The sequence below is a fragment of the Rhodococcus sp. YH3-3 genome (assembly GCF_001653035.1).
Taxonomy (GTDB): Bacteria; Actinomycetota; Actinomycetes; order Mycobacteriales; family Mycobacteriaceae; genus Rhodococcus_F; species Rhodococcus_F qingshengii.
Map to the genome: position 1 here is coordinate 813,192 of NZ_BCWH01000001.1, position 13,472 is coordinate 826,663.

General features: G+C 62.1%; 5 protein-coding genes. All 5 read left to right on the top strand.

Going from position 1 to position 13,472, the window contains the following annotated elements:
- The first annotated feature begins 162 nt into the window (after positions 1 to 162).
- Positions 163 to 6,273, top strand: coding sequence for a type I polyketide synthase (locus YH3_RS03885; RefSeq protein WP_064443010.1), 6,111 nt, complete (start codon positions 163 to 165; stop codon positions 6,271 to 6,273).
- Positions 6,270 to 7,826: a hypothetical protein gene (locus YH3_RS03890; protein ID WP_064443011.1), complete on the top strand. Its 1,557-nt coding sequence runs from the start codon at positions 6,270 to 6,272 to the stop codon at positions 7,824 to 7,826. The genes YH3_RS03885 and YH3_RS03890 overlap by 4 nt, the downstream gene beginning before the upstream one ends.
- 88 nt (positions 7,827 to 7,914) lie before the next feature.
- Complete coding sequence (locus YH3_RS03895; protein ID WP_064443012.1) at positions 7,915 to 9,726, top strand: multicopper oxidase family protein; 1,812 nt, start codon at positions 7,915 to 7,917, stop codon at positions 9,724 to 9,726.
- 222 nt (positions 9,727 to 9,948) lie between these two features.
- Positions 9,949 to 11,163, top strand: coding sequence for an acetyl-CoA C-acetyltransferase (locus YH3_RS03900; protein WP_007731553.1), 1,215 nt, complete (start codon positions 9,949 to 9,951; stop codon positions 11,161 to 11,163).
- Positions 11,164 to 11,208: 45 nt separating this feature from the next.
- On the top strand, positions 11,209 to 13,350 hold the full coding sequence (locus YH3_RS03905; RefSeq protein ID WP_003943799.1) for a 3-hydroxyacyl-CoA dehydrogenase NAD-binding domain-containing protein: 2,142 nt from the start codon (positions 11,209 to 11,211) through the stop codon (positions 13,348 to 13,350).
- Positions 13,351 to 13,472: the final 122 nt, after the last annotated feature.

Here is a 13,472-nt window from a genome sequence, read left to right on the forward strand (position 1 = left end):
TCGATTGCTGTCAAATTGCTGAAACACGTTCATTGCGCCGAACAACCCTTGTTATTTGTTTATGCCTTGAGGTGAATCTGCGTTTTACACACCGATGAGGGCGTGGTTAGTCTTCGGTCGATTGAGTCTCCCGTGGATGCGCGCGAAAATAGGAAGTGTAAGATGACTGAAGATTCAACTAATCCTGCGATTGCGATAGTCGGGATGAGCATGTGGTCCCCCGGTGCACATGATCTGCAAGGATTTTGGGAGAACGTCCTCGCGCGTCGGATGCAATTCCGAAAGTTTCCGGAGTCACGGATGTCCCTCGACGACTACTGGAGCGCGAGCCCTGACGACGTCGACAAGACATACGCCGATCGCGGCGCGTTCATGGATGGTTTCGAATTCGACTGGGTCGGTCGCCGGATACCGGAGCGGACCTTCAAGTCGACAGATCTCACACACTGGTTGGCTCTGGAAACAGCACTCGGGGCTTTGACCGACGCGGGCTACAGCCGAGGATCGGTACCCACTGGACGCAGCGCCGCAATCGTCGGCAACTCCCTCACCGGTGAAGAATCCCGGATGTGGTCGATGCGTTTGCGTTGGCCTTACGTCAAGCGCGCACTCGCTGTCGCAGCCGAAGCGCGCCAGTTGGACAGTTCCGTCGCCGATGCTCTCGCCGAGACGATGGAAGAGGTCTACAAGGGCCCATTGGTGGAGCCGAGTGAAGACACTCTCGCCGGCATGTTGTCGAATACGATTGCCGGCCGGATCTGCAATTATCTCGACTTCAACGGCGGCGGGTACGTCGTGGACGGTGCGTGCGCGTCCGGAATGCTCGCGGTGGCGACTGCAGCCGAAAAGCTGGCGTCCGGCGCGGCCGACTTCGTCTTGGCAGGGGGAGTCGACGTCAGCTTGGATCCTTTGGAACTGGTGGGATTCGCCCGTTTGGGTGCACTGACCCGTGGCGACATGAACGTGTACGACGCAAGCCGAAGCGGATTCATCCCGGGTAAAGGTTGCGGATTCGTGGCCTTGAAACGACTCGAGGACGCCAGGGCGGACGGCGACTACGTGTACGCGACGATTCGCGGCTGGGGCATCTCCACCGATGGCAAGGGTGGAATCACCAAGCCCCGCGCCGAAACTCAGGCCGAGATGATCCGTCGCGCATACTCGCGAGCGGGATTCGCGGCCAGCGAGGTTGCCTTCGTCGAAGGACACGGAACTGGTACTCCCGTCGGAGACCCCGTCGAACTGGCCGGCGTCCAGCAGGCCGCTCAGACGGACGGGCCCGTCGAGGCTCGTAGCATCGGCATGACGTCACTGAAGTCGTTGATCGGGCACACGAAGGCGGCGTCGGGCATCCTTGCGCTGATCAAGGCGACCATGGCCGTCAATCAACGAATCCTTCCGCCGCTCGCCGGTTGCACCGACCCGAACCCGGCGTTCGGAACCGAAGCGCCGGCACTCTTTCCGCTCGTCAACGGTGAGATCAGAGATCCGTCCGAGAAGATGCGTGCCGGTGCGCAAGCCATGGGTTTCGGCGGTATCAACTGCCACGTCGCGATCGAATCGGCTGATGCACCATCCAGCAAGCTGACACCCTCGCAAGACGTCCGCACGATGATGGCGTCGTATCAGGACACCGAGGTTTTCGTACTTTCTGCAGATTCCGCGGTGGACTTGGCGACCCGAGCGCGGGATGTTGCAGATCTGGCGGTTCCGTTGAGTGTTGCCGAGCTGCTGGACTTTTCGGCGAAACTCTCTCGAGTGATCTCGCCGACCGCGCCCTTCCGTGCCGCAGTGGTGGCCGGACGTCCCGCGCAGTTGGCCGAACGCATGCGTCAGCTTGCCGTGATCTGCGAGAACTCCGCTCCTGCATCCGGTCAGGTGAAGGTCGTGAGCAACGAGATCTCGATCTCGAACGCCGTCCACCACGACATCGGATTCCTGTTCCCGGGACAGGGATCCCAACAACTAGAGATGGCGCGCGTGCTGATCGAGCGCTTCGAGTGGGCACGCGAACTGGCGACCGAGGCGGACGGCTGGTTGGAGGGAGTTGGAGCGGAGGCGATCACGCCTCGAATTCTGCGGAACCCGGTCAAGAGCGCTGACGCTGCGGAATTGGCGAAGTGGAAGCGGGATCTCGCCCGTACGCAGTTCACCCAGCCTGCCGTCGCTTTGGCTTCGCTGCTCTGGTTCGAGTACCTCCGCCGATTGGGTGTCACACCCAGTGCTGTCGCCGGCCACAGTCTCGGCGAGTTGACCGCGCTCTACGCGGCAGGAGCTTACGACCAGAAGACGCTGATCACCTTGGCTGCGGCGAAGGGTGCGGCCATGGCTGTCAGTGGTGGTGGAAACGGCGCGATGGCGAGCCTGACCTGCGACCGATCGACGGCTGAGGCGATCATCGCGGAAACAAAGGGTTACGCGACCGTCGCGAATCTGAATACGCCTACACAGACAGTGGTTTCGGGCACCAAAGACGCGGTCGACGATGTGGTTGCCATCGCGAAGACGCGCGGAGTGTCGGCTCAGGCGCTTGCCGTGTCGAATGCTTTCCACTCCGAGATGATGAACGAGGCCGAGCGGGAGCTGAAGTCCACTGCGCCCGTTGACGAGCAAGTCGATTCGCTGACTTGCCCCGTGTATTCCTGCGTCGAAGGGAAACGCGTACAGACGCCACTGGCACTTCGTGAATTGGTCACCAAACAGGTTGTCTCACCGGTCGACTGGGTCAAGACGGTGAGTGGAATCTCGCAGGACGTGGACCTGCTCGTCGAGGTCGGTCCCGGCCGTGTGCTGACCGGGCTCACCAAGGCGATCAATGGGACCGACGGCGTGCGCTGCTTCCCCGTTGCGTCCAAGTCCGGACGCGACGAGGACTTCAATGTCGCACTGGCCGCGATGTACGTACACGGCGCTCAGGTCCGATGGAACGAACTTTTCGACGGCCGGTTCGTGCGCGAATTCGTTCCTGCCGATCAGAAGGTGTTCATCGAGAACCTGGCCGAGGCGAAGCTGACGGTTACCTCTGCTCCCGAACCGCTCGCACTTGGTACGTCCGGCGGGGATCCGGCTGCGGCGCTGGCCGATTACCTGAGCCGACGCGGGACCTTCCTCGTCGACGTGATTCGTGCTGATGTAGGCACTGGAGCGACTTCTCCGTCTTCTCCATCTGCTCCGACTTCGCGGGCAGTCACCAACGGCCACGAATCCGTGGCAGCGAAAGCTCCTTCGCCGGTTTCGGCTCCGGTAGTCGAAGAGCCGGCTGACGCGGGCGCTGGGTCCGTGGAAAGTGAGCTGATCAGGATCCTCGCCGATACGACGGGATTCCCCGCCGAGTCGATCACGACGGATCTGCGTCTGCTCGATGATCTGAATCTCGACTCGATCAGTGCGGCAGAGGCTATTTCGAAGGTTGCGCATCAGTTCGAGGTTGTCGACCTCGACCCTGCCGAGTTGGCCAATGCCACGATCGGAGAAGCAGCATCGCTGATCCTTGCGGCATCACCGAATCTCGGTTCTGCCGTTCCAGCAGCGAGTTCGGTGCAGTCGGACGTGTCGCGAATACTGCTCGAGGTAATCGCGGAGGACACCGGATTTCCGGTGGAGTCTCTCGATGTGGATCTCCACCTGCTCGACGACCTGAACATGGACTCGATCAAGGCTGCCGATGCGATAGCAACTGTGGCAACGCGATTGGGTGTTCAGGGTGATCTGGATCCGGCCGAACTCGTCAACGTCAGCCTGGGTGAACTGATCGAAGTGCTCGATCGATCCGCGAAAGAGAAGTCGGGGCAGCAGCAGCCGGTTGCGCGGGCGCTGCCGGTGAAGGCAAAGGGTCTATCAGCCGACAGCTTCACCTGGGTTCGCGATTACACCCTGGAAAAGGTTCGGAGCGAGACAGCGTTGCACGGAGTCCGAGACCTCACGGACACGACGTTTGTCGTCATCGGTGACGACGCCGGTTTGGTCGGAAGGTTGGAATCCGAACTGCGAGGGCGTGGTGCTCAGGTCCACATTCGCACATTCTCCGACGGCGCTCCTGCGAATGCACAGCACGTGGTTGCCGTAATGCCGCGTGTGACCGATGATTCCGTCACCGAAATCGGCTTGCGCCGTGGGATCGAACACATGCACAAGATGGTTCCGGCGCAGCAAAGTGGAGGCGCACGAACCACATTGGCAGTGATTCAGTTCACCGATGTCGAGTTGGGCAATCCGGCGCCGGTACCGAGTGCGGCGGCTTTTGCCGCTTCGGTGCATCACGAGCGCCCCGAACTGGATGTCCGCGTCATAGGATTCGACGGCTCGACTGCGGACGCGGTGGTGGCAACCACCGTCGTCTCCGAGTTGGATTCGGTTGCACCCTATGTGTTCGCGACTTACGACACCGAGATGGGACGCACGGCACTGCAACCGCGGGTTCTCGCCTCGAGCGACTACACCGTCCGCGAGAGCGGGTTGGGGAGTTCGGATGTAGTGGTCGTGACCGGTGGCGCGAAAGGCATCATGGCGCAATGCGCTCTGGCTCTCGGCCGAAAGACAGGCGCCGAACTAGTGCTGATCGGAAGCTCTCAGCGACAAGCGGGTGACGAAATCGCTTCCACTCTTGCAGACTTCACGTCTGCCGGTTTGAGCGCTCACTACTATCGCTGCAACGTCACGGATGCTGCGGCGGTGGCCGGCGTCGTCGCCCAGATCGAGGTCGAGGTTGGGCCGATCACCGGGTTTGTCCACGGTGCGGGGGCGAATGTTCCGCGGCGGTTCGAGAGAGTCGACAGCGCTGCGGCTTTCAAGGAGGTTGCACCTAAGGTCCTGGGCGCAGCCAACTTCGTCGAAGCGCTCGCTGATCGCGACTTGAAGCTGTTCGTGGGCTTCTCCTCCATCATCGGATTCACAGGTATGCCCGGAAACAGCTGGTATGCATACGGAAACGAGCTTCTCGACGAAATGGTGATGCGGTATGCCGCCGGGCACCCGAAGACTCGGACGTTCTCGCTCGCGTACAGCGTGTGGGGGGAGACAGGCATGGGCGCCCGCATGGGCAGTGTCAACCACCTCGCGAAGATGGGTGTCATGCCGATTTCCACGGCTGCGGGAGTGGATCATTTCCTTCGCCTGGTCGACAGCGGACCCGAGGCGAGTCGTATCGTCGTGACCAGTCGACTCGGCGGTCTGGACACCTGGGCGCCGGCAGCACCGGCTCTGCCGGCGGTGTCGCGGTACATCGACCAAGTGGTGACCTTCGAGCCGCAGGTAGAACTGGTTACCCGGACGACGTTGTCCACCTCGGCAGATCCTTTTGTCCTCGACCATGTCTGGAAAGGATCGGCGCTGCTTCCGACGGTGTTCGGACTCGAGGCGATGTCGCAGGCGGCGGCCTATGTCACCGGACGCGTGACTCTGGGCCGCGTCCGCATCGACGACATCAAGCTGGATCGACCGATCGTCGTCGACACGGTCGAGGGCACCAGAGTCGAGATCAAGGCAAGCGTCGTGGAGCAGGATCGTGATGCTGCAGGAACGCGGGTGCATGTCACGATCGGCACCGAACGGACCGGGTACGGACGGCCCCATTTCTCGGCCGACTTCATCTTCGGGCTGGACGAAACACTGCCGGAGTTCGAGAAGGAGTTGCCGCGACCGGTGCTCGACATCGATCCGTTGGACGATCTCTACTCGTGGTTGCTGTTCCAGGAGGGAGATTTCCGCCGACTCGAAGAGATCTCGAGCCTCGATTCCGAGCACATCCTCTTCAGCGCTATTTCGCGAGCCGACCGTAGGCAGCACCTCCTCGGTGATCCCTACTTCCTCGATTCCCTGCTCCAATCGGGCCAGATCATGGTTCCGCGGGAGATCTGCCTTCCGGTCAACATTGCGCGAATCGACATGTACGACGGACGATTCGAGGCTCGTTCGTTCACCGCGTACGCCTACGACAAGGTGCAGACAGTGACCCACATGCAAGCCGACGTGGCGGTGGTGAAGGACGGACGAGTGGTGATGCAGCTCGAGGGATATCGCTCCCAGATTCTCTCCCACGACGAAAGCCGTCCTACGGCTGAGGAAATCGCGAATCCGACTGCGCGCGACGCACAGATCATTCTCGACAAGCTCGCGCAACACAGCCGGGCGTTGGGAGTGAAGAGCCCGCGGGTTGTGGTCGCGCATACCCCGGGGATTCACGAGTTGACCAAGTCGGAACGCCACGAGCAGGAGAAACCGATCGCCGAGGCGGCCGTGAACATTCATCTCGATGAGGATGTGGTGATCAAATGAGTAATGCCTTTGCCATCGAATGGCAGGAAACCGGAAAGCCCGTCGTCGTCGGTGATATTCCGCCCTCTGTGGATGTCTCGCTCTCGCACGACGGCAGCAAGTCACTCAGTTCGGCCGGCGACTGGCCTCAGGGGTGTGACATCGAACCGATTCGCTCCCGAACCGCCGTGCAGTGGAAGGCGCTTCTGGGTTCGGCGCGGATTCCGCTGCTGGACGAGTTGATCGCAGGCGGCGAATCACTCGATCGTGCGGGAACCAGGCTGTGGGCGGCGGCCGAGGCGATCCGAAAGGCCACGGGGCAGATGTCGGTTTCTCTGGCGATGGGCGCCAGGGAGGACGACGCAGTGACCTTCCGCGGCGGCGCAGACGGAAGCGTGGTGGTTCTGACTTTTCCAGCTCTGTTGACGGACAACGAGGAGCGGATTCTCGCGTTTGTGACTCATGAGGAGGATGCGGAAGAACCGGCGCAGGACTCGGCACCACAGTTCGACTCCGGCCCGTTGTCGGCGAAGTCTCTCGCGCAGTTCGATCCGATGGCCTACGGCTCCGACGTGCATGTGGTGGCCCGGAGCGGCTATCCGGCGGTGACGATCCGGTTCCCCGTCGGGTTCCGGGACGCGTGCAACGTCGGTGGATCAGTGGGGTTCGCGAGCTTCGCGCTGTGGTTGGGCGCTTTGCGAGAGAGGGGAACCGGACCGATCTCGAAGCAGATCGTGGAGGACATGGCGACGGGTCGTTGGGGCATGGTGACCAACAACTCCGAGGTGTTCATCGATGCGAACCTGTACACCGACGACATTGTCGAGGGGACGATCTGGATCACCGAACTCACCGGTCCGGATCGGGCAACCACCAATCTGCATGTCGAATGGTCCCGGGTCGACGGCGAGACGCGCACTCACATCGGGTGGAGTGCGATGCAGACGACGTGGGTGGAAATCCTCTCCCACGGTGTGGTGGCGGCACGGCCGATGCCGCAGTACTTCCACGATTTCATCGAGCCGATGACGATTCCGACGGGGACGAAGAACATCGCTGTTCCCACCGAACCGAAGAACGTCGATCGTGGTTCCGTGATCCGCTCGGCTCCGATGGTGCCGCGCAATCCGTACCTGCTCGAATCCGAGGTGTTCTCGACGACGTTGCAGGACGGAAACGTCGTGGGCAACATCTACTTCGGCAACTATTACATCTGGCAGTCGAGGGTTCGGGACAAGTTCCTGGTCCGTTCTCAGCGTGAGGCCATGGCGGCCAGAGGCGCTCTCGGGGAACTTCGTTGTGTGCACACCAGGGTTGAGCATCTGCGCGAGGTCATGCCGTTCGACGACGTCCTGGTCACGATGTCCTTGTCTGCCCTCTACGAGAGGGGGATCGACCTCGAGTTCGAGTACTTCAAGGTCAATGAGGACGGATCACGGGAGAAGCTCGCGATCGCTCGGCACAGAACTGTCTGGACGATGCCGGGCGCTCCGGGAGAACTGGAAATCTCTCCGCCGTCGAAACTTCCACAGTCGCTGATCGATTCGGTGCTGGAGGCGATCGACGGAAAGTAGACGGGGGATTTTCCGAGATCGAAGTGGAGAGACGGGTTGCGTTTTCCTTGCGGGAGAACGCAACCCGTTTCGATGGGGAGGGGAATGTATGGGTATCGGGGTTTCCAGAAGATCGGTTCTGAAAGGGTCGGTAGTCGGCACAGCGGCTGTTGCTTTGGGTGCAAAGGCAGGTGCTGCTCCGGCGGGGAGTGTGGATATCGAGTCTCCGTTGATTTTTCATTCGCCGGAGTTCGAGCCGTTCTGTGACGAACTACATTCGTTGTCAACGCTTTCCGGAAACGAGATCACACTGACAGCGCAAGTGGGGCAACATGCCTTTCATCGGGATTTTCCCTCGTACCCAGCACTGTCGTACCGCAGCGGAGAGATCGGTGGCGGTTATCTGGGCCCTACCGTCGAGGCGCATTCCGGCGAGCCGATCATGTTGACGTTCGAGAACGATCTGACCGGACATCCGTTGGCAGCGGACATGGATATGACGCTGCACGGAATGCAGGCCGACTTTCGTGCGCACCCGCCGACGTCGTTGCACTTGCACGGTGGAGTCACTTCACCTGAGAGCGACGGCCACCCGGAACTGCTGGTGATGCCGGGACAGGCTGCGATGCATCACTTTTTGCACGGTCAGGAAGCCGCCCACCTCTGGTATCACGATCACGCGATGGGCATCACCCGGCTCAACGTCTACGCCGGTCTGATCGGCAACTATCTGATCAGGGATGAATTCGACACCGGCGAACTGGGAAATCCGTTGGGGTTGCCGGCCGAGGAATTCGAGATCCCGTTGATCCTGCAGGAGAAGATCTTCACGCCGACAGGCGCCCAGAACGGCCGATCCACCATCTTGATCCCGGAAGGATCGTGGGAAGGCGGCGCGGTGGGCGACGTCGGCTTGGTCAACGGCAAGGTGTGGCCGGAACTGTCTGTGGCTCGGGGCCTTTACCGCTTCCGCATCGTCAATGCGGCGTCGGCAAGTGTGTGGAATCTTCACTTCTCGAACATGATGACGTTCTGGGTCATCGGCAACGACGCCGGAATGCTCGACGCACCCGTCGCGGTCAATGCCTTCCGCTGCGCACCGGGGGAGCGGTACGACCTCCTCGTCGATTTCACCGGACTGTCGGAGGGTTCGACGGTGGAGCTTCGCAACGACGAGGCGCCCCCGCTACCCGCCGCTGTCATCGGTGAAGTGACTATGCCGCTGTTCTGCCGGTTCCGCGGTGACGCCAGGCGCGGATTCACCGGTGGTGTTCCGTCGCAACTGCGCGGTGGGCGCCGGCAACGTGACGTTCTCGCCCCGTTGGAGCAGCCGACGGTAATTCGCACGGTGACGGTGAGCCAGCAACTGGAACTGCGGAATCCACCGGCTCAGATGACGTTGAACAACCTGACGTTCAGCACCACGGACGTCGAGAGGCCGCGGCAAGGCACCGTCGAGCAGTGGAACATCGTCAACACCACGCCGGACCCGCATCCGATACACCTGCACTTGGTGAATTTCCGGATTCTCGGCAGAACACCGATGCGGACGCTGGAGTACTTGATCCGCCATCCGCAGCCGGTGATCGGCAACAAGTGGACTCCGTCGCCCGACGGGTTCGAGGCGGGGCCGATGATCGCGCCGGCGCCGTGGGAAGCGGGGATGAAGGACACCGTCAGGGTGGACGGCGGCACTGTCACCCGGATCATCGTGCGATTCCCCACCGCGGATGAGCTGGGTTTCGATCCCGACGCGATGTTCGATCGTCTTCCGAGCGGTGTGATGACGGGTAGTGGGATGACGGGCGGTGGGCGCCACGATATGGCTGATTCTGGTCGACTCCAGGGATACGTGTGGCATTGCCATCTACTCGATCACGAAGATCACGACATGATGTTGCCGTATCGCATCGTGCCGTGAGTGCTTCCGGGGGCGCACCCGAAATGAACCGAAGCGGGCAGGCGTTCGCGCACCTGATCACCTCGGTCACCTAGCAGGATCGCTTCGGTCCTTCCCATGAATTTGGAACACGTTCTACAGTGAAAGGGCTGAGGTCTGTACCTCGGCCATGCGCCACCACCGAAGGTGGCGCGGACGATCTGCAGACCGGTTCGACGAATTACACGGAAGGAACACCTCACAGTGACCACAGAGGCATTCATTTATGAAGCCATCCGTACCCCGCGAGGCCGCGGCAAGAAGACCGGGTCGTTGCACTCGGTCAAGCCGATCTCGCTGGTCACGGGTCTGATCCAGGAACTGCGCGTGCGCTTTCCCGACCTCGACGAGGACCGGATCTCCGACCTCATCCTGGGCGTCGTCACCCCCGTTGGCGATCAGGGAATGGACATCGCCCGCGTTGCAGTCAACGATGCGGGACTGCCCGACACCGTCGGCGGCGTTCAGCTCAACCGTTTTTGCGCTTCCGGCCTCGAGGCCGTGAACATGGCTGCTCAGAAGGTTCGGTCCGGCTGGGACGAACTGGTGATCGCCGGTGGCGTCGAGTCGATGTCCCGCGTTCCGATGGGATCCGACGGTGGACCGTGGGCACTCGACCCCGCCACCAACTACGACAACTACTTCGTGCCGCAGGGCGTCGGCGCAGACCTCATCGCCACCATCGAGGGCTTCTCGCGTGACGACGTCGACGCATACGCCGTGCGCTCGCAGGACCTCGCCGCCAAGGCGTGGACCGGCGGATACTTCGCCAAGTCGGTAGTGCCGGTCAAGGACATCAACGGCATCACCATCCTCGACAACGACGAGCACATGCGTCCGGGCACCACGGCAGAGAACCTCGCCGGCTTGGCTCCCGCGTTCGGTGTGATCGGTGAAATCGGCGGATTCGACGCCGTGTCGCTGCAGAAGTACCACTGGGTCGAGAAGATCAACCACGTTCACCACGGCGGCAACAGCTCGGGAATCGTCGACGGCGCTGCCCTCGTGCTCGTCGGTAGCGAGCAGGCCGGCAAGGACATGGGTCTGACGCCGCGCGCTCGCGTCGTCGCCACCGCCACCAGCGGCGCCGACTCCACCATCATGCTCACCGGCCCGACGCCGGCGTCGAAGAAGGTTCTGGCAGCTGCCGGCCTGACGGTCGACGACATCGACCTCTTCGAGATCAACGAGGCATTCGCTTCCGTCGTCCTGAAGTTCCAGAAGGACCTGAACATCCCGGACGAGAAGCTCAACGTCAACGGTGGCGCGATCGCCATGGGTCACCCGCTCGGTGCAACCGGCGCGATGATCACCGGAACGATGGTCGACGAGCTCGAGCGTCGTGGCGGCAAGCGCGCCCTCATCACCCTGTGCATCGGCGGCGGTATGGGCGTTGCCACCATCATCGAGCGCGTCTGACGCGGCGTCCGTCCTTCCAACGAGGCTTACCAGGAGTCAAGCAAAGTGACTGATCAGAACATCATCAACTGGGACCAGGACGCCGACGGCATCGTCGTGCTCACCATCAACGATCCCAACCAGGGCGCAAACACCATGAACGACGCGTACATCGCGTCGATGAAGGCCACCGTCGACCGTCTGGTCGCCGAGAAGGACTCCATCACCGGTGCCGTCATCACTTCCGGCAAGAAGACCTTCTTCGCCGGTGGCGACCTCAAGAACATGATCAAGGTCGGCCCCGAGCAGGCCGAGGAGATCTACAACCACAGCGTCGAGATCAAGGCAGACCTGCGTCGTCTCGAAACTCTCGGCAAGCCGGTCGTCGCCGCCATCAACGGTGCGGCGCTCGGCGGTGGCCTCGAGATCGCTCTCGCGACCCACCACCGCATCGCGGCAGACGTCAAGGGCGTCAAGATCGGCCTGCCCGAGGTCACCCTCGGCCTGCTGCCCGGCGGCGGCGGCGTCGTGCGCACCGTGCGGATGCTCGGCCTGCAGAACGCGCTCATGGGCGTCCTGCTCCAGGGGCAGCAGCGTGGACCCGTTCAGGCCAAGGAAGTCGGCCTCATCGACGAGGTCGTCGGCTCGGTAGAAGAACTGGTTCCGGCTGCGAAGGCATGGATCAAGGCCAACCCCGAAGGCGGCGTTCAGCCGTGGGATGTCAAGGGCTACAAGATCCCTGGCGGAACTCCGTCCACTCCGGCATTCGCTGCCAACCTTCCGGCGTTCCCCGCGAACCTGCGTAAGCAGCTCAAGGGCGCTCCGATGCCGGCTCCGCGCGCCATCATGGCCGCAGCCGTCGAGGGTTCGCAGGTCGACATCGACAACGCGCTGCTCATCGAGGCTCGCTACTTCACCTCGCTGGTGACCGGCCGCGTCGCGAAGAACATGATCCAGGCGTTCTTCTTCGACCTGCAGTCGATCAACGGCGGCGGTTCACGTCCGGCAGGCATCGAGAAGTCCACCATCAAGAAGGTCGGCGTCCTCGGCGCAGGCATGATGGGCGCGGGCATCGCGTACGTCTCCGCGAAGGCCGGCTTCGACGTCGTCCTCAAGGACGTCAGCATCGAGGCTGCCAACAAGGGCAAGGCGTACGCCGAAGGCATTGAGGCCAAGGCGCTCTCGCGCGGCAAGACCACGCAGGAGAAGTCCGACGCACTCCTCGCCAAGATCACCCCGACGGCTGACCCGGCAGATTTCGCCGGCGTCGACTTCGTCATCGAAGCAGTCTTCGAGAGCCAGGAACTCAAGCACAAGGTGTTCCAGGAGATCGAGGACATCGTCGATCCCAAGGCGCTGCTGGGCTCGAACACCTCGACGCTGCCCATCACGGGTCTCGCCACCGGCGTGAAGCGTCAGGAAGACTTCATCGGCATCCACTTCTTCTCGCCCGTCGACAAGATGCCGCTGGTGGAGATCATCCGCGGTGAGAAGACCTCCGACGAGACTCTGGCTCGCGTGTTCGACTACGTCCAGGCGATCCGCAAGACGCCGATCGTGGTCAACGACTCGCGTGGCTTCTTCACCTCGCGTGTCATCGGAACCTTCATCAACGAGGCCATCGGCATGCTCGCCGAGGGTGTCGAGCCCGCCACCATCGAGCAGGCCGGTATGCAGGCCGGTTACCCGGCTGCGCCGCTTCAGCTTTCGGATGAGCTCAACCTCACCCTCATGCAGAAGATCCGCAAGGAATCTGCCGACGCCGCCAAGGCCGAGGGCAAGGAACTGCCGGCAGATCCGGCCGGCGAGGTCATCAACACCCTCGTCGAGAAGTTCGATCGTAAGGGCAAGCTCGGTGGAGCCGGCTTCTACGATTACGCCGAGGGCAAGCGCACCGGCCTGTGGTCCGGACTCCGCGAGAACTTCAACTCCGGAACCTCCGATGCTCCGATCCAGGACCTCATCGACCGCATGCTGTTCATCGAGGCGATCGAGACGCAGAAGTGCTTCGACGAGAACGTCCTGATCACCACGGCGGACGCCAACATCGGCTCCATCATGGGTATCGGATTCCCGGCCTGGACCGGTGGCGTTCACCAGTTCATCGTCGGTTACGAGGGCGGCACGGCCGGCTTCGTCGCTCGCGCAAAGGAACTCGCTGCGCAGTACGGCCCGCGGTTCACCCCGCCGGCTTCGCTAGGGGCATAGCCCCCGTGCGCCTTTTTGGTAGTTACGGCTACCAAAAAGGCGCACAGGGGTTTATCCCCAGCTGGTGAGTTATCCACAGACGAACTCCGACAGCGAATTTCACGTCAGTCCTGTCGGAGTTC

Bases quoted from the DNA above. Each gene is read 5' to 3' on its own strand.
- YH3_RS03885 (WP_064443010.1), top strand. From the start codon at position 163: ATGACTGAAGATTCAACTAATCCTGCGATTGCGATAGTCGGGATGAGC.
- YH3_RS03895 (WP_064443012.1), top strand. From the start codon at position 7,915: ATGGGTATCGGGGTTTCCAGAAGATCGGTTCTGAAAGGGTCGGTAGTC.
- YH3_RS03890 (WP_064443011.1), top strand. From the start codon at position 6,270: ATGAGTAATGCCTTTGCCATCGAATGGCAGGAAACCGGAAAGCCCGTC.